A 25,100-nucleotide genomic window follows, 5' to 3' on the forward strand; every position below is an offset into this window, starting at 1 on the left:
AGTTTAGGCATAAATGGCGTATTATTCGGGCGCCGTGGCGCAAGCAGGGGGAAAGCCTGCAGAAAAGCAAGAGTTATGCAGCGCACGCGGTCACGATGGCGCTGGATCTGGTCGTTCCTTTGGAGAGTTCCCAGGGGGCAACCGGGGTATTCAGCTGCCGCAAACACCGGAGGAGCACTCAGATGGACCAACTGCATCTTTACATCAACCTTGGACTGATTCTGGCCTTCGTCGCCGGCAATGCCTTTTTTGTCGGTTCGGAGATCGCCATTTCCTCGGCCCGCCGCAGCCGCATCAGGCAATTGTCAGAGGAGGGCGATCGGCGCGCAGCACGGGTCGAGATGCTGCACAATGAGCCGGAACGTTTCTACTCGGTGACCCAGGTCGGCATCACCCTGGTTTCCCTGGGCCTTGGCGCCGTCGGTATGGAGACGATCAGCACGCTGACCGATTCGACCTTCGTCTCGACCTTTGCCCTGTTCGGCGACAGCGAAGCCCTCGTCAAGGCAGCACACACGGTCTCGTACGTCTTCGCCTTTATCGTCATTTCGTTTCTGCATGTGGTCGCCGGCGAGCTGGCGCCCAAGGTGCTGGCCTTTCACAAGGCCGAGCAGATGAGCATGGCGGTTGGCGGCATCATCAACATTCTTTACCTCACCTTCCGGCCGCTGATCTACATCATGAAGCTGTCTTCAGACGCGTTGCTGCGGCTTTTCGGGCAGCGGAATCTCGAAGGCGAAGGCCATAGCCACTTCACGATGTCGGTCGAGGAAATCCGCATGATTCTCTCGGCGAGCGAGAAGGATGGGACACTGGCGCCGGAGGAAACGGAGATGATCCGCGGGGTGTTCAAACTCGACGAGCACACGGTGCGCGAGGCCATGATCCCGCGCACGCGCATCCGGGCCCTGGCGCAGGAAGATACCTTGGCCGACGCCCTGCGTGTCTTCCGCGACGTGCCACACGCACGCTTCCCGGTGTACGACAAGAGCCTGGACCGGATCACTGGCGTGGTCGCCATCAAGGAATTGCTGACGGTGATGGCCGAGAGTACCGGCCAGACGCTCGAAGAAGTCAGTCACCGTCCAGTCGGTGACTTTGTGCAGGCGCCGTACGTCGTTCCCAACAGCAAGTTGCTGAGCGACCTGCTCAAGGACTTCAAGCGCACCCGGCAGCAGATGGCGGTGGTGATCGACGAGTATGGCGGCACCGAGGGCATCATCACGCTCGAAGACATCCTCGAGGAAATCGTCGGCGACTACGAGGATGAATTCACTCGCCAGGCGAGGCGAGTCAGGAAACTGATTGGCAGTCAGTATGAAATCGACGCCTCGATGCGGGTTTCCGATCTCGACGTCCTGCTTGATTTCCCGTTCCCGACTGATGACGACTACGTCACCCTCGCGGGATTGTTCTACAAGAGGCACGGCAGCGTGCCGAAAGTCGGCGATACCGTCCAGCTGGAAGGCGGCCAACTGACGGTGCTCGAGATGGACAACCATCGGATCACCCTGTTGAAGTTCGAAGATACCGCCGTTGGAGACGATGGGGTCGTCCGTCTGGTCGAAAACTCTTCGGCAGCAGATGCCAGTTTGCCATCCACGGACGAGTCGCACGCAACGAATGACCGCTAGCCAGTGACGACGGCTTGCCGGGCTCGTCGCAGCGATTCCCGCGGTTGCTAGCGAACGCAATCGACCGAGTAGACCGGCTTGCCGTCGACGATTGCCTTGACCAGGCCATGGACGTCGGTCTCGAAGCCAGGGAAACGCTCGTTGAAATCGCGCGCGAATTGCAGGTAGCGAACGATCGTGGCGTTGAAGCGCTCGCCCGGGATCAACAGGGGAATTCCCGGTGGGTAGGGAGTCAGCAGGGTGCTGGTGATCCTTCCCTCCAGATCGTCGATCGGAACGCGGTCAATCTCGCGATGTGCCATACGGGCAAAAGCATCGGTCGGCTTCATTGCCGGCTCCATGTCCGAGAGGTACATGCGAGTGGTCAGATGCGCGACATCGTTGGCCGCGTAGATGCCGTGGATCTGCTTGCAGAGGTCTTTCAGCCCGCATTTCTCGTAGCGCGGATTCTTGGCCAGGAACTCCGGCATCACCTTCCACAAGGGCATGTTCTGGTCGTAACCATCCTTGAACTGCTGCAGTTCGGTGACCAGCGTGTTCCAGCGACCCTTGGTGATGCCGATGGTGAACATGATGAAGAAGGAATAGAGACCACATTTCTCGACAATGATGCCGTGCTCGGCCAGGTACTTGGTGACGATCGCCGCCGGAATTCCCCAATCGGCGAAGTCTCCATCGACATCGAGTCCCGGCGTAATGACCGTTGCCTTGATCGGGTCGAGCATGTTGAAGCCTTCGGCGAGCATGCCGAAGCCGTGCCAACGTTCGCCGGGCTTGAGGATCCACGCCGAGCGGTCTTCGAGGCCTTCTTCCGACAGGTCTTCCGGGCCCCAGACCTTGAACCACCAGTCGGCACCCCATTCCTTTTCGACCTTGCGCATCGTGCTGCGGAAGTTGAGCGCTTCGGCTATTGATTCGTCCACCAGTGCGGTGCCGCCGGGGGCTTCCATCATCGCTGCCGCGACGTCGCAGGAGGCGATGATCGCGTACTGCGGCGAGGTCGAGGTGTGCATCAGGTACGCTTCGTTGAAGACATCGCGGTCGAGTTTGCGCCCTTCGGAATCCTGGACGAGAATCTGCGAGGCTTGCGAGAGACCGGCCAGCAGCTTGTGCGTCGACTGCGTCGAAAAGATCATCGCATCCTTGCAGCGCGGGCGATCAGCGCCGATGGCATGGTAATCGCCGTAGAAATCATGGAAAGCCGCGTGCGGCAGCCAGGCTTCGTCGAAGTGCAGGGTATCGATCACGCCATCGAGCATTTCCTTGATTTCTTCGACATTGTAGAGGATGCCGTCGTAGGTGCTCTGGGTGATGGTGAGTACGCGCGGTTTGGCGGCGACCGCGCGCGCGAAGGGATGCGCCGCGATCTTCTTCTGGATGTTCTCCCAGCGGAACTCTTCTTTCGGTATCGGTCCGATGATCCCGTAGTGGTTGCGGGTCGGCATCAGGAAGACCGGGATGGCACCGGTCATGATGATCGAATGAAGAATCGATTTGTGGCAGTTGCGATCGACGACGACGACGTCGCCTGGCGCGACGGTCGAATGCCAGACGATCTTGTTCGAGGTCGAGGTGCCGTTGGTGACGAAAAACAGGTGGTCGGCATTGAAGATTCGCGCCGCATTGCGCTCCGAGGCGGCGACCGGACCGGTGTGGTCGAGTAACTGACCGAGTTCCTCGACGGCGTTGCAGACATCGGCGCGCAGCATGTTCTCGCCGAAGAACTGGTGGAACATCCGCCCGACCGGACTTTTCAGGAAAGCGACACCGCCCGAGTGACCGGGGCAGTGCCAGGAATACGATCCGTCCTCGGCATAGTGCGTCAAGGCGCGGAAGAAGGGTGGCGCCAGGCTCTCCAGGTAGGCCTTGGCCTCGCGGACCACGTGGCGGCCGATGAACTCGGAAGTATCCTCGAACATGTGAATGAAGCCATGCAACTCGCGCAGCACGTCGTTCGGGATGTGCCGGGAGGTGCGCGTTTCGCCGTACAGGAAGATCGGGATGTCCTCGTTGCGGCAGCGAATCTCCTTGACGAAGGCACGCAGACTGCCGACGGTCTGGTCGGCCTTGCCGTGTCTGAAGTCTTCATCGTCGATGGACAGAATGAAGGCCGAGGCGCGGCTTTGTTGCTGGGCAAACGAAGTCAGGTCACCATAACTGGTCACGCCGAAGACTTCAAAGCCCTTCTTCTCGATCGCCTTGGCCAGCGCGCGAATCCCGAGCCCGCCGGTGTTTTCCGAACGGTAGTCTTTGTCGATGACGATGACCGGGAAATTGAAATGCATTCAGGGATCCAGTATCAGGAGTCGGTTGGCTGGGGGGCGGCGACAAGCGCAGCACAGTTGATTTGCCTGCATGCCTCGGTACCTTGCGGTGTGTGGCGTCGCATGCCCATCAGATCTTCGGCAAGGTCACGCCCATCTGGCCCTGATACTTGCCGCCACGATCCTTGTACGATATTTCACATTCCTCGTCGGATTCGAAGAACAGAACCTGCGCGATGCCTTCATTGGCGTAAATCTTGGCGGGCAGTGGCGTCGTATTCGAGAACTCGAGCGTTACATGGCCTTCCCACTCGGGTTCAAAAGGCGTGACGTTTACGATGATGCCGCAACGTGCATAGGTACTCTTCCCGAGGCAGACTGTCAGGACGCTGCGCGGAATGCGGAAATACTCGATGGTCCGCGCCAGGGCAAAGGAGTTCGGCGGGATGATGCAGAAATCGTTCTTGACCTCGACGAACGAATTCGGATCGAAGTTCTTCGGGTCAACGATCGTCGAATTCAGATTGGTGAACAGCTTGAATTCGTTCGAACAGCGAATGTCGTAGCCGTAGCTGGAGGTGCCGTAGGAAACGATGCGGCGACCATCGATCTCGCGCACCTGATTCGGCTCGAAAGGTTCGATCATGCCGTGCTCTGCCGCCATGCGGCGGATCCACCTATCCGATTTGATTGACATTGCCGCTTACCCCAACACACCGCTGATCCAGGAAAGGCTCTCATTCTACGGTGTCCAGGCAACAGAAGGAACTGCTGTCGAGAGCGCTGCAGTTCTCGTACTTGCGGTCTCGTGCACGCTGTTTGATGTGAAAGTCGCGTCAGCGACTCACGAATCCAGCCCTGAGCCTTGTCGAAGGGCTCCCCTCCCCACTATGACTTTCATGATCGGGGGTGCCTGGAAAAGTCATGACCGTTAGCTGCCCTTGCCGGCAGGCGTGTGGCAAGGCTCAGATGGCTCAAATGCAGGACGGCCCGGCCCCGTCGCTGCCGGAGGAAGGCCGTTCAAGTGTTCTGTACGACGATACTCGGAAACTTTGCACTCATGTCCCTGGCGCGCTCGGCAACCTTGACCGCCAGGCGGCGCGCAATCGTCCGATAAATCTCGGCAGCGCGCGATTCCGGTGCACCGACCACTGTCGGCTTGCCGGAGTCGGTCAGTTCGCGAATCGAGAGTTCCAGTGGCAGGGCGCCGAGGAACTCGGTGTCGTAGTCCCGGCACATCTGCTCGCCGCCGCCCTGACCGAAAATGTATTCCTCGTGTCCACACTGCGTGCAGATGTGGATGCTCATGTTTTCCACCAGGCCGAGAATCGGGATGCCGACCTTCTCGAACATCTTTAGTCCCTTGCGCGCGTCGATCAGGGCGATGTCCTGTGGGGTGGTGACGATGACCGCACCGGTGACCGGGACCTTCTGTGCCAGCGTCAGCTGCGTGTCGCCGGTTCCTGGCGGCAGGTCAACCACCAGATAATCGACATCCTGCCAGTTGGTCTGCTTGAGCAATTGTTCGAGCGCCTGGGTGACCATCGGCCCGCGCCAGACCATCGGTGAATCGACGTCGATCATGAACCCGATCGACATCGCCTGCAGGCCATGCGCCCATAGTGGATCCATCGACGTACCATCCTGTGATTCCGGTTTCTGTCCGGCCAGGCCGAGCATCTGCGGCTGTGAAGGACCGTAGATGTCGGCGTCGAGCAGACCCACGCTGGCCCCTTCCTGGGCCAGCGCCAATGCCAGATTCACCGCCGTCGTGCTCTTGCCGACGCCCCCCTTGCCGGAGGCGATGGCGATGATGTTCTTGACGCCGGGCAGCGGCTTCAGGCCACGCTGAACGGTGTGCGCGACGATCTTGACCGTGACATTGACACTGACATTGCCGACTCCGGGGATGCTCCTGAGCTTTGTGAGCACCGCGCGCCGAATGTCGTCCAGCTGGGTTTTTGCCGGATAACCCAATTCGATATCGAGCGCGAGGTCGGCGCCGTCGATCCTGATGTTCCTGGCGGAACGTGTGGAGACAAAATCCTTTTGGGTATTGGGATCGATCAACTCCTTGAGTGCCGCCTGTACGGCTTCAGTCGTTACAGCCATTGGTCAAAGCTCCTGTGGTGGATACCAGAGTAATTTAGTAAAGTTTAACCGAAATATCGGCAAAGCACACGCAAGCCCGCGATGCCGGGTGCAGTAGTTCGGCAGTTGGCAGACCGGAGGGAAACTATGGATCGACTAGCGCCGGAAGCAGACCAGCGGCGCTTGATCAGAAGATCGCGGGCTGGCTGTGGTAGCGAACCCAGTCTCGCCATGTGGCGAATACCGTCGGATCGAGTGCAGCGATTACCGGGCGTCGCCAGACATCATCCGCGTTGTAGTCATCCTGTGCAAGGGTACACATCTGGCCGCCGGCTTCGCGCAGGATCAGGCTGCCGGCGGCGTAGTCCCAGAGCATCTGGCCGCCATGCAGATAGAGATCGAGCCGACCCGCGGCGAGGTTGCACCAGTCGAGTGTCGAGCTGCCGAAATTGCGCTGTGAGTAAAAAGGCGGGCTGACTGCGATTCGGTCAGCCAGTGGCTTCGGGATCCGTTTGAAGTCTACTCCCCCGACGGCGCGACGGATATCCGCGGTCACCTGGCGCAAGGGCAGGCGGCGGCCATTGAGGTAGGCGCCATTGCCTTCACGGGCATAGAACATTTCGTCGGTGATCGGATTGTAGGTCACCGCCAGGCGTGCGCGCCGCGCACTCATCCAGGCGATGGAAACGGCAAAGCAGGGCAGCCCGTTGATGAAATTGGTGGTGCCGTCAATCGGGTCGATACACCACAGCCCGTGCTCGTCGGTGCTGCCGTCTTGCCAACCGGCTCGTTGCACCGCCGGTGTCATTTCTTCGCCAATGATCGGGCAGGCGTGGATCTCGGTCAGACGCCCCATGAGAAAATGCTGCGCAGCGAGGTCGGCTTCCGAGCACAGCGAACCATCGTCCTTGCGTTGTCCATGACTGACGCGCAGGAAACGCGGAATGATCTCGCGTTGCGCCACCTCGCGGACCACCGCGACGCTGGCGTCGAGCATGCGCTTCAGCTTGGCGTCAGTGATCGCCGGCGTGCCTGCGCCTTCTTCATCGCACATGCTGAATCAGTTGCGCCACTTGATCGAGCAACCCATGCTGGCGGTCTGCTCGTGTGGGCCGCGACCGGTTTCGGCAACCAGGCGCATTGCCTCGACCAGTTCGCGTCGGGCATCGGGAGGGGCCGGCAGACGGCCGCTGGCGTCCAGACGTCCACGATACTGTAATTGCAGATGGCGGTTGAAGCCGAAGAAGTCCGGCGTGCACACCGCTTTGTAGCTGCGAGCCACATCCTGGGTGGCGTCAAGCAGATAGGGAAAGGGGAAATGCAGATCCCTGGCCACCCGTTGCATGTTTTCAAAGGAGTCTTCCGGGTATTCGGCCGGATCATTGCTCATGATGGCTGCGACGCCGATACCCAGAGCCTGTAGCGCGCGCGCGTCGCGGCAAATGCGGTCGATGATCGCCTGGACATAGGGGCAGTGGTTGCAGATGAACATCAGTAGCAACCCGTTCGGACCACGCAGGCTGGCGAGGGTTTGCCGGGAACCATGGGTATCCTCGAGTTCGAAGTCAACGGCCTGCCAGCCAAAGTCACAAACCGGGGGGGTGAGCGCCATAAAGAAGATGCCTCCAAACAACGACCATCGAACAGCGAAACTCTTATAATACCACGGTGAATGGTCCCCGCTTTCATTGCCCGATGCCGCTTGCGGCCGGCGAGCGCGTAGATTTGCCCGAACGGGTTGCGCATCATGCGGTCAAGGTGCTGCGTCTGCGTCGCGGCGATGCGGTCATGCTCTTCAACGGGGCCGGTGGCGAATATCCGGCCCGGATTGTTGGCATCGAGCAAACCAGGGTCAGCGTCGATGTGCAGGGCTGGATGGCGACGGAACGAGAATCACCGCTATCGATCACGCTGGTGCAGGCGCTGCAGGCTGGCGAAAAAATGGACTTGACGATACAGAAGGCCGTCGAACTCGGCGTCGGCCGAATCGTCCCGGTGATTTCACGGCGCAGTGTGCTACGTCTCGAAGGTGAGCGCGCGCTGCGCCGAGTAGCGCATTGGCGCGGGGTGGTCGCAGCAGCCTGTGAACAGTGCGGCCGCAACCGGTTGCCCGAAGTGGCCATGCCGGAGAGCCTCGAATACTGGCTGGCGCGCAAGCCCGAGCCAGGTTCCCTGCGCCTGATGCTGGTGCCGGAAGGTGGACAGTCATTTGCGAAACTTTCGGAGCCGCCATCGGGCAACTCCGTTGAACTGTTGATCGGCGCCGAGGGTGGCCTGGCACCTGAGGAAACGTACCTTGCAGCGTTGTCCGGCTTTCAGCCGGTGCGCTTCGGGCCGCGTATCCTGCGCACCGAAACCGCTGGCCTGGCTGCCTTGGCAGCAATCCAGTATTTGTGGGGTGACTTGAAGGAGGAGACGACTGATGTTTGAATCAGCAGAACTGGGACACAAGATCGACAAGGAAACATTCAAGGTAGAGGAGCCCAAGCTGCGCGCTGCGCTGCTCGAAACGCAGTTCCAGTTGCGCGAGAACGGCAGCTTCCCCGTGATCATTCTGATCAGCGGCGTAGATGGTTCGGGTAAAGGTGAAACCATCAATGTCCTCTACGAATGGATGGATCCACGTTACCTCTCGACGCATGCCTTTTATGCGCCGACAGCCGAAGAGCGCGCTCACCCCTCGATGTGGCGTTACTGGCGGGCGCTGCCACCGAAAGGGCGGATCGGGATTTTCGCCGGTTCATGGTATTCACATCCGATCGCCGAGCGGATTGGCAACAGCCTCTCACGATCCGATTTCGATCAGCGCATGGATCAGCTCAATCGCTTCGAGGCGATGTTGGTCAATGAGGGTGCGCTGGTGCTCAAGTTCTGGATACATCTTTCCAAGGATGCGCAGCGCGAGCGCCTGAAAGCGATCGAGGCAAACCCGCTGACCCGCTGGCGGGTCACCAAGACCAGTTGGGATCGCCTGAAGACCTACGACAAGATGCAGGAAGTTGCCGGCCACCTGTTGCGTACGACGAATACGCCCTGGGCACCGTGGATCATCGTCGAGGGAACCGACGACCGTTATCGCTCGCTGACCGTCGGCAAAACGATTCTCGACTCGCTACAGAAGCGGCTGGCCGACAAGCGCGACCAGAATTCTCCGGTAGCTCCACCCTTCTCGCCACGTATCGACCGTCTCGACGTGCTGAGTTCACTGGACATGACGCAAAGCCTGACGAAAAAGGTGTACGAAACCGAGCTTTCGACCTGGCAGGGGCGTCTGGCGGAACTGATGCGCCACCCAGAGTTCAAGAAGCGGGCCCTGATTCTCGCTTTTGAAGGTTCGGACGCGGCCGGCAAGGGCGGTGCCATCCGGCGGGTGATGTCGGCGATGGATGCGCGCCAGTATCAGATCATCCCGGTCGCCGCACCGACCGAAGAGGAGCGTGCACAACCCTATCTGTGGCGATTTTGGCGGCATATGCCGCGGCTCGGACGAGTGGCCATTTTCGACCGCACCTGGTATGGGCGCGTGCTCGTCGAGCGGGTCGAAGGATTCTGCAGCGAGGCGGACTGGTTGCGTGCCTATTCGGAGATCAATGATTTCGAGCACGACCTCTGGCATGCCGGCGGCATCGTCGTCAAATTCTGGCTGCAGATCAGCGACGAGGAGCAACTCAAGCGCTTCGAGGAACGCGCCAAGATCGAACACAAGCGCTTCAAGATTACCGAGGAAGACTGGCGCAACCGCGAGAAGGCCGCTGCCTATCATGAAGCGGTCTGCGACATGATCGACCGGACCAGTTCCGGCACCGCGCCGTGGACGATCGTCGAGTCCAACGACAAGTTGTTTGCCCGGATCAAGGTTCTGCGAACGATCTGCGAACGTCTGGAAAAGGAACTCAAAGTCGAGCCGATGAAAGAGCCGAGGGTTTTGATTGCAAGAGCGCCCAAGGCCGAGGTGGCGAAGGAGGCAGAAGCCAAGGATGTCAAGGAGGAACACGAATCGAAGGTCGAGCATGCCAAGCAGACGAAAACCCAGCGGGCGAATGCGTTGAGGGCCGAGAAAGCGAGAGCGGCGAAAGAGGCGAAAGAGGCGAAAGCCGTGGAGGCCGGAGAGAAGGCGAGACCCGTCGCTTGAGATGTCCAAGGACTTGAGCGCTGGCCAGTTCGTCGCCTGGTTTCGGTCGGTTGCGCCGTACGTCAATCTCTTTCGCGGCAAGACCTTTCTGATCGCTTTTGGCGGCAAGGCGATCGCCGGACAACTGGCGCGTACGCTGGCCTATGATGTGAATCTGCTGGCCGCGCTCGGCGTGCGCCTGGTGCTGGTGCATGGCGCGCGGCCGCAGATCGAAAAATTGATGCGCGAGAGAGGCCTGCAGTCGGTCTACCATGGCAATTATCGTGTTACCGACACCAAAGCAATCAATTGCGTGATTGACGCGGTGGGCAGCATCTACGTTGAAATCGAGGCTCTGCTTTCGCAGGGTCTCGCCGACACACCGATGGCCAACAGCACGATTCGGGTCGTTGGCGGCAATTTCATTACCGCCAAGCCGGTCGGGGTCGTCGATGGCGTCGATCTGCAGTACTCTGGGCAGGTACGCAAGATCGACGCCGAGGGTATCCGTGCGCAACTCAGCCTCGGCAACATCGTCCTCCTGTCATGCATCGGGTCAAGCCCGACCGGGGAGATCTTCAACCTGGCGATGGAGGAGGTGGCCGAGGCGGTCGCCACCTCGCTGCTGGCCGACAAGCTGATTTTTCTGAGCGATAGCCGAGGTGCCACCGACATCGATGGCGCCTTGCTCGATGAACTGACCGTCGAGGCCGCCGAGCGGCTGATCAAGCTCGGCGACTGGTTGTCGACCGACCTCAAGCGCTACCTTCCCTGCGCGGTGCGGGCCAGCCGGGCAGGCGTCGGGCGTGTGCACCTGCTCGGCTACGACGAAGACGGTACCCTGCTGCGCGAACTCTTCACGCACGACGGGGTGGGCACGGTGATCACCCAGGAGTCACTTGAACAGTTGCATGATGCCGGGCCAGACGACATCGGCGGTCTGGTGGCGCTGATCGAGCCGCTCGAAGCCGATGGCACGCTGGTGCGTCGCTCGCGCGAGTTGCTCGAAAGGGAGATCACGCGTTTCTCGGTGGTTGAACACGATGGAGTGATTGTTGGCTGTGCCGCGCTTTACCCCTACGGCGAAGGACAGGCCGAGCTGGCCTGCCTGGCCGTGCATCCTCACTATCGTCGCTGGGGTTATGGTGCCCTGCTGATGAAGCGGATCGAGGCGCAAGCACGCGTGGCTGGTGTCAATCGTCTGTTTGTTCTCACCACGGCGACCTCGCAGTGGTTCAAGGAACGTGGTTTCACCGTCCGCCAGATTGATGAGTTGCCAGCCGAGAAAAGGCTGGTCTACAACCTGCAACGGCGTTCCATGGTGTTGATGAAGGAGCTGTAAAGCGTGGCAAGGGCTGCCCTTGCACGCGCCACAGCGCCGAAAGTTCGTCTCGGCGAAATTCCACAAGGTTTATAAGGAGTGGTTTGAATGGCAAGAATGGTCAATTGTGTCAAGCTCGGTCGCGAGGCTGAAGGTCTTGACTTTCCTCCATCCCCCGGAGATCTGGGCAAGCGGATTTTTGAATCGGTATCCAAGGAAGCATGGCAGCAATGGGTGCGCATGCAGACCATGATCATCAACGAGAACCGACTCAACCTGGCCGATGCCGCACATCGCAAGTATCTGGCCGAGCAGATGGAGAGGCACTTCTTCGGTAGCGGTGCCGACAAGGTACAGGGCTACGTGCCGCCCGGTGCCTGAGTATTGACCGGTGCAGTCCGGTCTTCGGACAGCGACTGAACCGCTGGCTTCTGCTGTTCGGGTTACTATGAAAGTCGCGAGCGACTCTCGAATCTCCCCTCCCCCCTCGCGGGGGAGGGGTTGGGGGAGAGGGGAAACGGTCATGACTTTCAACATCGGGGGTGTCTTGCAAGGTCATGACCGTTTGGCCGTTCAGTCGGCGGTCAGCGTCTTCACCCCGGCAGCCGTACCAAGCAGGCAGACATCCGCCGGACGGCAGGCGAAAAGGCCGTTGCTGACCACGCCGACGATCTGGTTGATGCGGGTCTCCAGCTCGACCGCGTCGACAATCGCGAGTCCGCCGAGGTCGACAATCAGGTTGCCGTTGTCAGTGACGAAACCTTCGCGCCAAAGCGGTTTGCCGCCGATCCGCGCAAGTTCGCGTCGGACGTGGCCCAGGGCCATCGGAATGACCTCGACAGGCAGCGGGAAAGTGCCGAGCTTCGGCACCAGTTTCGATGCATCGGCAATGCAGACAAATTTTTGTGCGACGGCGGCGACGATCTTCTCTCGCGTCAGCGCGCCACCACCACCCTTGATCATCTGCATCGATGTATTGATCTCGTCGGCACCGTCCACATAAACCGGCAGGTACTCCACGTCGTTGAGTTCGAAAACGACAATGCCGTAGCCCTCGAGTCGCTTCCTCGTCGCCACGGAACTCGCCACTGCCCCCCGGATTCGGTCTCTGATCGCGGCCAGCTCATCGATGAAGCAGTTGGCGGTCGAGCCCGTCCCGACGCCGACGATTTCTCCCTCGACCACATGCGCGATCGCCGCGCGGGCGACCGCTTTCTTGAGTTCATCCTGGATCATGGCGGGTTTCGGCTTCCGGGAATTGAATGACGACATTGTAACGATAGCAAATTTGCGCCAGTGGGTCGATGCAGCCAAAGCCGGAGATCTTCCCTGTGAGCGGCACACCTGCCGAAATATTGCTCGAGGACCGTTGCGGGAAGGTCATTTTTCCAAGGCAACATCGATGAAATTGGCAGACTCCCGGACATAAGAGGCTCTGAAGTGATTGAAGTCTCTGTAGGCGGGTTTGCCGTCCGCAGCAAAGGCCCGGCAATCGAGCTTTGGACAAAGATGGGCAACTGGATCAATCAATATCGCTCCGGCCTCCGTAGCGATTTTCGAGAGCCGTATTCGCAATTGTTCCTGATCACTGGCAAGCGGCACTCGTTCTGGCAATGGCTTGACCTTCAGGTCAGTCAGGCGGCTGCCTTCGAAGAAATTCCGTGGCTCGAATTGCCCGCCGCTGGCATTATCCAGAATGAAATACACTCGCTTGCGAGTCGATATCGACTTGATCAAATTTTCCAGCTTGCCGATTTCCTTGTCGATGTCAATATCTTCGGAGTAATTTGCTCCGGATTTGAGCAGGTAGAGATTCCAGGCCGCGCCGATAACCACCGAACTGATTTCCGGATTCAGGACAAGTTTTCCCACTCGCTCCCTGAAATCCTGGCACCTTTCGACATGATAGCTATTGACCTGGGCACTGCCAGGAACCGGCGCACACCCTGGACTAGTCAGGAATACAACCGAGCTGTACTTTCTCGAATCGCCATCCAGCAAGCGGACGACTCGCGGTGAATACTGCTCGATATGCGAGTCACCAACGAACAATACCTTCTTTTCACCCGCTTCCCTGGCTTTTACTGGCACCCCGGCAAGGCTTGTCTTGTTGAGACCTGCAGGATATTCCCAGTCGTCCAGAGCTTCCAGAATCAGTTCGATGGCCCGGTTATCGTGCCGCGGACGCAGCAGTTCAGAGTAGGTGGCGAATCCAGCCAACATCAGGATCACCATGATCGCGACCAACACAATCGTAGTCACTCTTCCCCCAGCTCTGGCCTGCTTTTCTATGAAGCGATACGTCAGATAGGAAAGCACGAAACTGAGGACAACGAGCAGCATTCTCGTTCCACTGGGTGGCATTCGTCCTTTGACTATCCAGGCCAGCGAGAGGAGCAGCCAATGCCACAAATACAATGGATAACTGATCAGCCCGATCCATACCATGCCGCGACTGCTCAGGAATTTTCGATTCAACCAGGCATTTGGCCCGGCTGCGATCACGAGAAAGGTTCCCATCGTGGGAAGTAAAGCCCACCAACCTGGGAATGTGGCTTTCTTGTTCAGAAGCGCCACACCAAGAACGATCAATACCAGCCCGACGGCTGACGGCCAATTGGACCTTGCTACCAGATATTTCGACCGATGCAGCCCCAGATAAGCAAGGATTCCGCCGGCCATCAATTCCCAAAACCGTGACCATGGCGAGTAGAACGCTGCGACGGGGTCAACCCGGACAATCAGGATGTTGGCTGCGAACGATCCAACGGCAACCAGGATGGTGATTCCCAGGAAATTATGTCTTTGTCTCCAGACCACAGCGAGCAGAAGTGGCCAAACAATATAGAACTGCTCTTCAATGCCCAGGGACCACAAATGTAGAAATGGCTTGGTATAGGCGTCACCGTCAAAGTAGCCCGCCTCATGCCAAAGAACAAAATTGGAGACGAATCCCGCACCAGAAACAATGTGCAGACCCAGTTGCTTGTATTCGTCCACCAATAGAACCACCCAGCCGAGAATCCAGCCTGTGGCTAATACAAGAGCCAGGGCAGGAAATATCCTGCGAATTCTTCGCGAATAGAATTCGGCGAAACTGAAAGTGTCTCTTTCCAGGTTGCCGAAGATGATCGTGCTGATCAGATAACCGGAAACAACGAAGAAGATATCAACGCCAGCGAAACCGCCGGGAAGGGTTCTCGGGAAGGCATGAAATGCAACCACCAGAAGCACCCCCAAGGCACGTAACCCGTCAATGTCGGGACGATATGCGGGATGTGCCAGCTGTTGAGCGGGAGTTGTTGCCGCTATTGCGTGGAATGGTGTGGTCAGCGTAGTGGTATTTGCCAAAGGGTGGACGGCAGATGCCGCCCGCTGCGAGGCGGCACGGATAGCTGGGGCAATGCAGGAATTCCGGACCAGAGCTTGGCACGCCCGAGACGATTCGAACGTCCGACCCCTGCCTTCGGAGGGCAGTACTCTATCCAACTGAGCTACGGGCGCGTGCAGAGGTGAAAGCTTAACCGCTTTGCTCGGGCTAGTCCACCCTGGCACTGTTGGTCCGTGTCAAACAGCGGTACAATTCGCCATCCAACCCTCAGACCATTAAGGATTTGGCATGGCCCAACAACAACACTCTTCCAGGTCGATTCTGATCATCACCATCATCGTCGCCGTCGTTCTGATCATCGTCATCTGGCCGCTTTCCATGATCGGCAAAGGCAGCGTCACGACCGCTGCTGGCGATGAGCCGGAAGTCCGTATTCAGCCGGTGGCAAAGCTGGAACTGGCGAAAGCCGCTGCGGTCAAGAGCGACGGCAAGCCGCGCGATGGAGCCACCGTCTATAATTCGGTATGCATGGCCTGCCATGCCAGTGGCGCAGCCGGCGCTCCGAAAGCAGGCGACAAGGCGGCCTGGGCGCCACGGCTTGCAGCCGGCACGGCGGCGCTGGTCAAGAACGCCATCAACGGCAAGAATGCAATGCCGGCCAAGGGCGGTAATCCCGACCTGAGCGAAGCCGAGGTCAAGGCTGCGGTCGAGCACCTGATCGGTCTCGCCAAGTAGAGTCAGGCTGTCCGGCGGCACGCAGGCAGCCTGTACGCCCTTGCCCCGGACTATTTGCCTTTGTTCAGCATCGCCTTGAGCGCGGAAAAGCGCTCGGCGTTGCCTGCCCTGTCCGGCGTGGTTTCGCTCTTGCCACCAGAAAAGCGCAGATCCTCGCTACCCATCTCGGCGATGAAGCGCGACGCTTGACAGGCAATCACTTCCCGACCCTGCTGGCGCTTCTCGGCATAGCTCAGGTGCAGCGATCGCTGGGCGCGCGTGATTCCCACGTACATCAGGCGACGCTCTTCCTCGACGCGGTTTTCGGCCTCGGCTTCGCGGTGCGGCAGAACGCCTTCCTCGATACCGATCAGGAAGACATGCTTGAACTCCAGACCCTTGGCCGCATGCAAGGTAGACAGCTGCACGGCGTCGACGCCGGCATCCTTTTTGTCGAGCATGTTGATCAGCGCGATGGTCTGGGTGAGGTCCAGTAGCGTTTTCTGCTCCTCATCGCCCTTCCTGCCCAGCCACTGGCAGAACTCCTGAACGTTCCCCCATTTGATCTGCGCAGCGCGCGCTTCATCCTGATCGTACAGCCAGGCCTCATAAGCGATCGCGGTGAGCAGACCGGTGATCACCTGCCCTGCCGGTTCTCGCTCGGCGCGTGCCTGCAGGCGATGGATGAATTCGCAGAACTCGAGCAGGGGCGGCAGCTGGCGTGCCTGAACGCGTTGCACAAAGCCTTGTTCAACAGCGGCAGCGAAGAGTGAAATCCGGCGTTCGCCGGCATAGCTGCCGAGCGCCTGCAGGGTGCTGCTGCCGACGCCACGCCGGGGCGTGTTGACGGCGCGGAGGAAGGCCGGGTCGTCGTCATGGTTGGCCAGCAGGCGCAGGTAGGAAGTGATGTCCTTGATCTCGGCCTTTTCGAAGAAGGATTGGCCGCCAGACAATAGATAGGGGACGCGCTGATTACGCAGGAATTTCTCGACGGCACGTGCCTGGAAGTTGCCGCGGTAGAGGATCGCATAGTCACGGAATGCGCCCTGATGCTGAAAGCGGTGCGCCTGCAGTTTCATGACCACCGACTCGGCTTCCCTTTCCGTGTCCTGGCAGGCGTTGACGGTGATCGGATCGCCGTGCCCAAGCTCGGACCACAGCTTCTTGTCGAACAGCTTCTCGTTGTGCGAGATCAGGGCGTTTGCTGCCTTGAGGATACGTACCGTCGAGCGGTAGTTCTGTTCGAGCTTGATCAGCCTGAGGTTCGGGTAGTCGCGCGGCAGACCGCGCAGATTGGCAACGTCGGCACCACGCCAGCCATAGATCGCCTGATCGTCGTCGCCGACCGCCGTAAAAGCGGCGCGTGCTCCGGCCAGTAGCCTCAGCAATTGATACTGGCTGGCATTGGTATCCTGGTATTCATCGATCAGCAAATAACGCAGGCGGTTTTGCCACTTGTCGCGTACTGCCGAATGGTTCTCGAAGAGCGCGACGGGCAGAGCGATCAGGTCATCGAAATCGACGGCCTGGTATGCCTGGAGGGTTGCCGAATAGCTTGCGAAAGCTTTCGCGGCAAGAGATTCGCTCTCGTTCCGGGCATTCTTGCGCGCCTGGTCAGGCGAGACCAGCGCGCTTTTCCAGTTCGAAATGAGCGACTGCAGCTTGCGGATGGTGGCCTTGTCGACACTGCCGGCAAGCTCTGAAACGATACCGAAGCAGTCGGTCGAATCGAGAATCGAGAAGCTCGGCTTGTAACCAAGAGCAGCAGCCTCTTCGCGCAGGATGCGCACCCCGAGCGCATGGAAGGTCGAAATCGTCAGCCCCCGCGAAGGCTTGTCGGCGAGCAGCTTGCTGACCCGCTCCTGCATTTCCCGTGCCGCCTTGTTGGTAAAAGTGATCGCGGCGATGTTGCCGGGACTGAAGCCGCAGGACTCGATCAGGTAGACGATCTTTTCGGTGATCACACGCGTTTTTCCCGATCCGGCGCCGGCCAGGACCAGCAGCGGACCGTCGAGGTAGCGGATGGCTTCGCGTTGCGGAGGGTTGAGGACGGAGATGGGGGAGATCGCGGACATCGCGGAAAAGAACTGAAGCGGGGCGCGATTCTAACATGCGCCGATTTCTGAAAACCTTCGTCGTTGGCACGGGTTTGCCATCGCGGGGGGGATGCCTGTAAAATCCGGGCGGCCTCCAGAACACCCGGCTAGCACCGTGGATCATCAGGAAGGCCTGTTATATGGGCGATCGGGGCCTTTCCCGACCGCATTCGCAAACGAGTATCAAGGGGGTAGTGCATGGCTGAGCAGAAGCTGGGTAATCCGGCCGTTGTAGGTCTGGCAGGATTTGGCCTGACGACAATGGTGTTGCAGTTTCACAACGTGGGATGGATGGGATTGGGTCCGGTCGTCTGGCTGGGGCTGATTTTTGGGGGCCTGGCGCAGATGATCGCCGGGCTGCAGGAGATGAAGACCGGCAACAATTTCGGCTATTGCGCCTTCACGGGTTATGGCTGTTTCTGGATCGCTCTGGTGCTGCTCCTGATCGGTAACCACTACAATATCTATACTTCCAGCAAGACTGACGTCGGCTGGTTCCTGGTGGCCTGGACACTCTTCACGGCGATCCTGTGGATTGGTTCCATGCGCGTCAGCAGCGCGCTGGCACTGACCTTCACCCTGTTGCTGATCGGTTTCATTCTGCTCGACCTGGCACACTTCGGCTATCCCGATCTGACCGTCGTCGCCGGCTATGAACTGATGGTGACCGCAGCGATGGCGTGGTACATCATGGCGCACATCATCTATGCCGATTTGTTTGGCCGGGACGTCCTTCCGGTTGGCAAGCCCTGGATTTAAGGCTGATGGAGTCCTCCGATGGACGCCATCGAGTGACCATCGTGCTGACGTTCCATACCTCTGAACAGAAGAAGGAGAAGCGTGAAATGAAGTTCGCAACAACGATTGGATTGATGGGAATGCTGCTGGCCTGCGGCGTTGCCCGCGCCGCGGCACCGACCGAAGCCGATGTGGCCAGTGCCGAAGAGACGGTCAACAAAGTGCGCGCAGCCGCCAGGCTCCTGCACGAAAAGGGCTCGTCGGCCTATGCCGATTTCAATCAGAAGGATGGCAAATGGGTGTGGAAGGATAGTTATGTGTTCGTCTTCGACTGCCGCAAGGACCGGATGATCGCGCATCCAATGCGCCCTGACCTGGTCGGCAAGCCGATCCTGCAGATTACCGACAACGCCGGCAAGTACATCTTCAAGGAACTCTGCAAGGCCGGCAGCGAACCGCGCGGTGGCTGGGTAGAGTACAGTTGGCCGAAACCCGGTGCCGGACGACTGTCTCGTAAAATATCTTACGCCACGACCGCCGATATCTCGTTCGCCACCGGAATCCAGGTCAGCGCCGGTATTTACGATGAGGGGATCACCCTCCCTGAACTCGCCAAGGTTCTCGAAAAAATGTCCGATCCTGCCAAGTATCCGGCCCTGTAGTCGTTGCAGCAGCAGAGACCCCGGCGAGCCGGGGTCTCTGCTTCACCCCTCGACATCCACTCTTTCAAGACTGCGGCCCAGGTGTTCATTCGAACATCCGGGCCGCAGGGGGTACGACTACTCAAGCAGAGGTGTTGATGCGGGTCCCGACGGTTTGGCCGTTGAGATTGACCGTTGGAGCCGGTGCTTTGACGGCAGTGCCGCCATCGTCCGCATCCCCATCATTCCTGACATCACGCCCTGCCCGTTGCGTCTCGGCAGCTTCCGCCTGAGGCTTGACTGCCGGGCTATACGACGAAGCGCTACTACTCGAACCGATTGAACTGACAGACATAGGCTATCTCCGGTGAGGCAAAGCTGGTGCGAAGTGCACCACTGATCATAACGGCAAACTTGCAGGATGCTTGAGTTTTTCAGTACCACCTGAGTCCTGGAAGCCGATTACACTGTCGCCGCAACCCCAGGCACAGCGGCTGCAACATGGATCAAGAAGGCAGATCTCGCCATTAGCTCAAGAAAAGGAACCCTGTATGGATAGTCTCCCCTGGCTAACGGCGGTGATCGGCCTGCTGGTCGGCGTGCTAATGGTCTGGCTGGGCACCCGCAGCCGCACGTCCGGCGCCAGCGATCAAGGTCAGGGAGGGCTTGCTGTCGAACTCGCCACCTCGAGAGAAAGACTTCGTGCGCTCGACGCCGATCGCCTGCAACTGATCAGTGCGCAGGAAGAGTTGAAGGCACAGGCCGTCGAGTTGCGGGATGCACTCGATGACGCATGCAACGAGCGTGCCCAGCTCAGCGAGCGTGCCTTGCGTGTGCGGGTGCTTGAGGAAAAGCTCGCGGAAGTCGAACGGGTGCTGGCGGAAACGCACCGGCAGGCCGCCGACCTGCGCGAGGACTTCGGCCGCGTCAATGCAGAGATCAAGGCCGAACGGGCGACCGTTGCCTCGCTACGCAGCGAGTTGCAAAGCGAAAAGACACAACGTGCAGCGGCTGAGCTGCGCGCCAGTCGTCTTGCGAGCGAACTTGCCGAACTTACTACCCGCCTCGACACCGAGCGCAGTCAGGGCGAAGAAAAACTCAACCTGCTCCTGCAGGCCAGGGAAGCCCTTGCCAACCAGTTCAAGAGCCTGGCCAACGACATCCTCGAAGAAAAGGCCAAGCGCTTCACCGAGCAGAACCAGCTCAACATCGGCCAGTTGCTGGAGCCGCTGAAAACAAAATTGCAGGAGTTCCAGGGCAAGGTCGAAGAGGTCTACGTGCAGGAAGGCAAGGACCGTACCGCCCTCGCCGAGCAGGTGCGGCAACTCATGGAACTCAATCACTCGCTGAGTCAGGATGCCAGAAACCTGACGCGGGCGCTCAAGGGTTCAGGAAAGGTGCAGGGCAACTGGGGCGAACTGGTGCTCGAGCGTGTCCTCGAAGCCTCCGGCTTGCGCAAGGGCGAGGAATACGACGTACAGGAGAGCCATCAGCGCGACGACGGCACGCGCGCGCAGCCTGACGTCGTCGTGCATCTGCCCGAGGATCGCCACCTCGTGGTCGATGCCAAGGCATCGCTGACCGCCTACGAAGACTACGCCACAGCCGAAGACGAGAGCGAGCGCCAGGCCGCCATCAAGCGTCACCTCGATTCCGTCCGCGCGCATATCAAAGGCCTCTCGGACAGGAACTACCAAGTGCTCTACGGCCTGAAATCGCTCGACTTCGTATTGATGTTCGTCCCCATCGAGCCCGCTTTCATGCTCGCCATCACTCATGATCGCGAGTTGTTCATGGATGCCTGGCAGAAAAACGTGCTGCTGGTCAGTCCTTCGACGCTGTTGTTCGTCGTTCGCACGGTTGCGCACCTCTGGCGGCAGGAAGCGCAAAGCCGCAACGCACAGGAAATCGCCAAGCGCGGTGCGGAGCTTTATGACAAACTGGTCGGTTTTGTCGAAGACCTGGAATCTCTCGGAAATCGCCTCAAGCAGGCGCAAAGGGATTATGACGCAGCGCACGGCAAACTCACCGGCGGACGCGGCAACCTCATCCGTCAGGCCGAAATGCTCAAGCAGTTGGGCGTCAAGCCGAGCAAGACGCTGCCGGCGGGATTGGTCGAAATCGCCGGGGAAGTCCCCGGCGAAGCAGCGGCGGTAGTGGCGATTGCGAGCTAGCAGCGAGATCAGACAAACTCGATACCCGATTGGTACAAACCCACGAGATTGATTTTGGTCGCGTTTAGCGAGGTTTCGGCAGCCAGCACACCCAGGCTGGACGGTGTATAGGCACCGCTGTCGAGCAGGCCGGTAAGGGATGCCAAGGCATCGGCAGGAGGTGCGCTGCCGACCACATTGGTATAGAGCAACTGCACCACCGCCTGGTGGCTGGCGCCTGCGCCGAGCCGGACGTCCAGCGCCAGCTGCATCAGGTCTTGGTAGGACATGCCACGATCGAGCAGGCCGAGCCCGATGCCGACATAGGCCTGGTTATTGACCGCGGCTGCGCCGAATACCGCCCCCAGGATCTTGGCAGTGGTGCCGGCATGTCCAGCGATATCGAGAGCCACGTTGTGGTCGGCAAAATGCAGACGTTCGACGTTGTACAGGAGGTCACTGCCATCGCTGCCGGAAGTGTCGCGTACCGCCCAGCCACCGTTCACCACGCCCAGGTCATAGCGCTTGGCAGAGCCGCTGTAGAAGGCAGTGTCGATGCCGTCGCGGCCATCGAACGAATCGTTGCCTGAACCACTGGCAAACTTGTCGTCGCCGGAGGTGCCGCTGCTCACGATCCGCGGGAAGGCGTTGATACTGTAGGCGCCCGTGCCGGAATCAAAATCGGACACGGCGAGGTAGACCATGCCGCTGCTCTGCGCGGTAAAGGTGATTTCGGAATTGAGGGAGCCCAGGCTGTCGTCGTCGTAGGCTATTGCCGTGCCATTCGCGTCAAGCAGCACGAGGTAGGGATCGGCCAGACCGGTGCTCTTCAGGTCTACCGAATACTGCACGCCAGCAACCGTGGACAGACCAAATAGGTCGATGTCGCTGGGTACGCCGATGCTGCCGCTGACCCCTGCGCCACCGCTCACCAGGCGGCCGGCGCTTGCCGTCGAGCCCAGGTAATCGTCGGCCGGCACGGTGGCGGAAATGCTGTAGGTGCCGGTGGCCTCGGCATAGTCATAGGCCGCCAGATAGTAGGTGCCCGGGACGGATGGGGTGTAGTAGATTCGTGAATCCAGCGGCAGCGGACCACCGTCGTCATCGTAGGTGATCAGTGTCGCGTCGGGCAGTAGGCCGTAGAGCAGCAGATACGGATCAACCGCACTGGTGAGCGGGCTGACCATGTCGAAGCGGTAGGTGACCCCGGCGCTCAGATTCACCTTGAACAGATCGCCGTCGCTGCTGTTGTCGATGTAGGCATTCAGTGCCGAACCGTCGATCGTGACTACCCCCGTGGTATTCACGCTCAATGGATAATCGTCGGTCGATGGCGCAGCTGCGGTAGAGAAGTTCCATGAACTTGTGTCGCGAAGGCCGGCGTAGGGGTTGCCCGAGGCATCGTGGAAGGCGTTGACATCGACATTGACGTAGAAGCTGCTGCCTGCTGGCAGGTTCTCGCCCGGGTTGATGGTGACGCGATTGCCCGAAATACGGACTGCCGCACTGTCGTCGGCATGGATCTCGCGTACCAAGGTGCCGTTGCTGTTGTAGATCCGGATGCTGCCGCTATCGGCCAGCACTGTTTCGCTGAAGTCGAGCACGAGATCGGCACTGATGCTGACAGCCTGCGTATCGTCCGCCGGCGTCCGGTTGACCAGGGTGGGCGCCACCGAATCAGCGGTCGTGGCCCGCAGGGTGTAGCCGCCGGTACCGATCTCGTAGTCGAGAACTGCCAGATAGTACGAGCCGGTCGTCAACGCGGTGTAGCTGATGCGCGCGTTGCCGGAGCCGCCGCTGTCGTCGTCGAAGGCCACCTGCGTGATGGCCGGGCTGAACAGCGCGAGGAATGGATCGGCCAGTCCCCCAGCTTTGCGCTGCAGCTCGAAAGTGTAATTGACGCCAGCCAGCAACTCCACCCGGAACAGGTCCTGGTCGTCAGGCACTTCGATCACCCCCGATGCACTTGCGCCATTGACGACGACCAGACCTGGCGTGTCGGTGCTGTAGGGATAGTCGTCGGTCACCGTGGTGGTGCCGGTGCTGAAGTTCCAGGCGGTGGCCGCCAGCATGCCAGGGTGGTTGTTCCCGGCCAGGTCGCGGAAGGCGCCTGCCTCGATGGTGACGGTGTAGTTGGCGCCGACGGCCAGGTCGGCCGTTGGATTGATCGTCACCGTGCTGTTGTCGATCGTGACCTGGCTGGTGTCGGTTACTGCGATCGTTCGCAGTTGGCCTTGTGCATCGCGGATGTGGAGGTTGCCGCTGCCGGTGCGCACGGTTTCATTGAACACGATCACCAGGTTGGCGCCGCGAGACACGTTGCCGCTGTCGTCAGCCGGTGTGAGCGATACGATCTGCGGGGCGGAGGTATCGGTACTGCCGGTGCTGAAGTTCCAGCGGGTCGATCCGCTGATGCCGGCAAAAGCGTTGTCCGCGAGGTCGGTGAACGCGCCGGCCGACAGGGTGATGTAGTAAGCGTGACTGGCCAGCAGATCGCTGCCAGGATCGACGGTGACACTGCTGCCGTTGATGCGCACTTGCGCAGTATCCCCGGCGTTGATGCTGCGCGCCAGGCTGCCGTCGCTGTTGTAGATACTGATCGTGCCGTTGCCGGCCTTGATGGCCTCGTTGAAGCTGAGCACCAGATTCGTACCGACGGCGACATTGTTGCCGTTGTCCGACGGATTCAGGCCCACGAGTTGTGGCGCGGTGGTGTCGCTGTCGGGTGACAACTGGTCGAGCGTACGCGTGCTATCGGCGAACTGGAAACGTTCTACTTCGCTGATCCGGTCGCTGCCACTGGCCGTGCCGCTGATGGTCAGCACGCCGCCGCCGCTGCTGATGGTGTAGCTGGCGAAGCTGCCCTCGAACACCGCGGTGTCGGTACCGTCGCCGCCATAGAGCTGGTCGTTGCCGGTGCCGCCAACCAGCGTGTCGTCTTCGGTACCGCCATACAGTTCGTCATTGCCGGCATCGCCTCGCAACAGGTTGGCTACGTCATTGCCGGTGATCACATCGTTGCCGCCACCCCCCTCGGCGTTCTCGATCGTCGTGTTGTACGCGATCGCAATGTTGTTGCTCATGTCGTTGCTTGACGAGAAGGCGCCCGCGTGCAGGTCGATGCGGCTGGGCGTGGACCAGCCGCTCAGGTTCAGCGTGTCCAGGCCACCCGAGTCGTAGATGCTCAGGATCGGGTGCGCATTGCGCGCGAAATCATAGATCGCACTGGTGCTGTCGATGATGGTGCTGCCGAAGCCGTAGATGGTATTGTCCAGGCGCGTGCTGCTGGAGACACCATAGATCGTCTGGATCGCCATGATGTCGTTGAGCATCGGCGTCTGTGCCGAGTAGGTCTGTCCATCGCTGCCCGTCCAGTCAGCCTGCATCACCTCGGACGAGTAGTAGGGCGCCGCGTAGCGCGGGCCGAAGTAGGACATCACCGACAGTACCACGCTGTCCTGGTACGACGAGGGCGCCCAGTTGCCATCGCCGTTGTAGTCACCCATGTGGTTCAGACCCAGGGCATGCCCGAGTTCGTGGATGAAGGTATCGAAGCCATAGCCGCCGATCACCGGCGTGATCAGGTCCGCTTCGGTGCTGTTGAACCAGGCGCTGCCGGTTGTTGGGTAGTAGGCGTGGGCGAAGCCGATGTTGGCGGTGGTGTAGCCAAACTCGATGTGGGTGGCGCCCGGCGTACCCTGCACGAAATTCGGGGTGATCAGATCATCCCAGGTAAGCAGCGCCAGGGTCATCATCGACTGCTGGCTACCGTTGAATGAGCGGAAAGCGGCCGCCTCCCCCTGCGAGTACATGCCCGTGGCGGTAGCCGGGAATGCGTAGCTGATGCTGCTGCCAGCCCACTTCTGGCCCGAGTTGAGCTGGTTCAGTACCTCGGTCAGGGTCCAGTTCGCAGTGGCCATGATGAGCCCCTTTGCTGAGTTATGGAAAACCAACAAGCAGCGCCTTCTCCGCCTGCTCTTCTGGTGAGGCGCGACATCCAGTCCGG

At 59.8% G+C, this 25,100-nt stretch carries 19 protein-coding genes and 1 tRNA gene; 9 read left to right on the top strand and 11 right to left on the bottom strand.

What is annotated here, in order from left to right:
- Positions 1–182: 182 nt before the first annotated feature.
- Positions 183–1,634 carry a hemolysin family protein gene (locus V5B59_RS13905; protein ID WP_034916285.1) on the top strand — a complete coding sequence of 484 codons (1,452 nt, stop codon included), beginning with the start codon at positions 183–185 and terminating at the stop codon, positions 1,632–1,634.
- A gap of 47 nt (positions 1,635–1,681) precedes the next feature.
- Here the strand turns inward: V5B59_RS13905 and V5B59_RS13910 are convergent, their stop codons facing one another.
- From V5B59_RS13910 to V5B59_RS13930, 5 genes are all read right to left on the bottom strand, one after another.
- Positions 1,682–3,919 (bottom strand): arginine/lysine/ornithine decarboxylase, encoded by a 2,238-nt coding sequence (locus V5B59_RS13910; protein WP_169071768.1) that lies wholly within the window; start codon positions 3,917–3,919, stop codon positions 1,682–1,684.
- Between the two features lie 109 nt (positions 3,920–4,028).
- Entirely contained in the window at positions 4,029–4,595 is a 567-nt protein-coding gene (gene dcd, locus V5B59_RS13915; protein WP_169071769.1) for a dCTP deaminase, read from the bottom strand.
- Between the two features lie 323 nt (positions 4,596–4,918).
- Complete coding sequence (gene apbC / locus V5B59_RS13920; RefSeq protein ID WP_288129620.1) at positions 4,919–6,010, bottom strand: iron-sulfur cluster carrier protein ApbC; 1,092 nt, start codon at positions 6,008–6,010, stop codon at positions 4,919–4,921.
- Positions 6,011–6,176: 166 nt separating this feature from the next.
- On the bottom strand, positions 6,177–6,986 hold the full coding sequence (locus tag V5B59_RS13925) for an inositol monophosphatase family protein (RefSeq protein WP_034917593.1): 810 nt from the start codon (positions 6,984–6,986) through the stop codon (positions 6,177–6,179).
- Positions 6,987–7,049: 63 nt separating this feature from the next.
- Positions 7,050–7,601, bottom strand: coding sequence for a thioredoxin family protein (locus V5B59_RS13930; RefSeq protein WP_169071770.1), 552 nt, complete (start codon positions 7,599–7,601; stop codon positions 7,050–7,052).
- Between the two features lie 56 nt (positions 7,602–7,657).
- Between V5B59_RS13930 and V5B59_RS13935 the strand changes: the two genes are divergently transcribed.
- The 4 genes from V5B59_RS13935 to V5B59_RS13950 all read left to right on the top strand — a co-directional run bounded on the left by V5B59_RS13935 (position 7,658) and on the right by V5B59_RS13950 (position 11,802).
- Complete coding sequence (locus tag V5B59_RS13935; RefSeq protein ID WP_034909941.1) at positions 7,658–8,419, top strand: 16S rRNA (uracil(1498)-N(3))-methyltransferase; 762 nt, start codon at positions 7,658–7,660, stop codon at positions 8,417–8,419.
- Positions 8,412–10,121 (top strand): polyphosphate:AMP phosphotransferase, encoded by a 1,710-nt coding sequence (gene pap, locus V5B59_RS13940; RefSeq protein WP_169071771.1) that lies wholly within the window; start codon positions 8,412–8,414, stop codon positions 10,119–10,121. The genes V5B59_RS13935 and pap overlap by 8 nt, the downstream gene beginning before the upstream one ends.
- Before the next feature lies 1 nt (position 10,122).
- Positions 10,123–11,442 carry an amino-acid N-acetyltransferase gene (gene argA, locus V5B59_RS13945; RefSeq protein ID WP_169071772.1) on the top strand — a complete coding sequence of 440 codons (1,320 nt, stop codon included), beginning with the start codon at positions 10,123–10,125 and terminating at the stop codon, positions 11,440–11,442.
- Positions 11,443–11,529: 87 nt separating this feature from the next.
- On the top strand, positions 11,530–11,802 hold the full coding sequence (locus V5B59_RS13950) for an oxidative damage protection protein (protein ID WP_169071773.1): 273 nt from the start codon (positions 11,530–11,532) through the stop codon (positions 11,800–11,802).
- Positions 11,803–11,994: 192 nt separating this feature from the next.
- Here V5B59_RS13950 and rpiA read toward each other — a convergent pair whose 3' ends face one another.
- From rpiA to V5B59_RS13965, 3 genes are all read right to left on the bottom strand, one after another.
- Complete coding sequence (rpiA, locus tag V5B59_RS13955; protein WP_169071774.1) at positions 11,995–12,657, bottom strand: ribose-5-phosphate isomerase RpiA; 663 nt, start codon at positions 12,655–12,657, stop codon at positions 11,995–11,997.
- Positions 12,658–12,801: 144 nt separating this feature from the next.
- Positions 12,802–14,772 carry an acyltransferase family protein gene (locus tag V5B59_RS13960; RefSeq protein WP_169071775.1) on the bottom strand — a complete coding sequence of 657 codons (1,971 nt, stop codon included), beginning with the start codon at positions 14,770–14,772 and terminating at the stop codon, positions 12,802–12,804.
- A 76-nt stretch (positions 14,773–14,848) separates the two neighbouring features.
- Positions 14,849–14,925 (bottom strand) — tRNA-Arg (locus V5B59_RS13965).
- A gap of 115 nt (positions 14,926–15,040) precedes the next feature.
- Here V5B59_RS13965 and V5B59_RS13970 point away from each other — a divergent pair.
- Entirely contained in the window at positions 15,041–15,487 is a 447-nt protein-coding gene (locus V5B59_RS13970) for a c-type cytochrome (RefSeq protein WP_169071776.1), read from the top strand.
- A 50-nt stretch (positions 15,488–15,537) separates the two neighbouring features.
- On the opposite strand, the gene V5B59_RS13975 is transcribed toward V5B59_RS13970, so the two are convergent.
- A complete protein-coding gene (locus tag V5B59_RS13975) occupies positions 15,538–17,541 on the bottom strand; it encodes a UvrD-helicase domain-containing protein (RefSeq protein WP_332351971.1) in 2,004 nt (667 codons plus the stop codon).
- Between the two features lie 219 nt (positions 17,542–17,760).
- On the opposite strand from V5B59_RS13975, the gene V5B59_RS13980 reads away from it, so the two are divergent.
- Together V5B59_RS13980 and V5B59_RS13985 are read left to right on the top strand one after the other, a co-directional pair.
- On the top strand, positions 17,761–18,321 hold the full coding sequence (locus V5B59_RS13980; RefSeq protein ID WP_034917732.1) for an acetate uptake transporter: 561 nt from the start codon (positions 17,761–17,763) through the stop codon (positions 18,319–18,321).
- Between the two features lie 86 nt (positions 18,322–18,407).
- A complete protein-coding gene (locus tag V5B59_RS13985; protein ID WP_169071777.1) occupies positions 18,408–18,962 on the top strand; it encodes a cache domain-containing protein in 555 nt (184 codons plus the stop codon).
- 121 nt (positions 18,963–19,083) lie between these two features.
- Here V5B59_RS13985 and V5B59_RS13990 read toward each other — a convergent pair whose 3' ends face one another.
- Positions 19,084–19,296: a hypothetical protein gene (locus V5B59_RS13990; protein WP_211203517.1), complete on the bottom strand. Its 213-nt coding sequence runs from the start codon at positions 19,294–19,296 to the stop codon at positions 19,084–19,086.
- A 196-nt stretch (positions 19,297–19,492) separates the two neighbouring features.
- On the opposite strand from V5B59_RS13990, the gene rmuC reads away from it, so the two are divergent.
- Entirely contained in the window at positions 19,493–21,115 is a 1,623-nt protein-coding gene (rmuC, locus tag V5B59_RS13995) for a DNA recombination protein RmuC (RefSeq protein ID WP_169071778.1), read from the top strand.
- An 8-nt stretch (positions 21,116–21,123) separates the two neighbouring features.
- Here rmuC and V5B59_RS14000 read toward each other — a convergent pair whose 3' ends face one another.
- On the bottom strand, positions 21,124–25,014 hold the full coding sequence (locus tag V5B59_RS14000; protein ID WP_332351972.1) for an Ig-like domain-containing protein: 3,891 nt from the start codon (positions 25,012–25,014) through the stop codon (positions 21,124–21,126).
- Between the last annotated feature and the right edge of the window lie 86 nt (positions 25,015–25,100).

Origin of the sequence: Candidatus Accumulibacter contiguus (genome assembly GCF_036625285.1) — a bacterium.
Taxonomy (GTDB): domain Bacteria; phylum Pseudomonadota; class Gammaproteobacteria; order Burkholderiales; family Rhodocyclaceae; genus Accumulibacter; species Accumulibacter contiguus.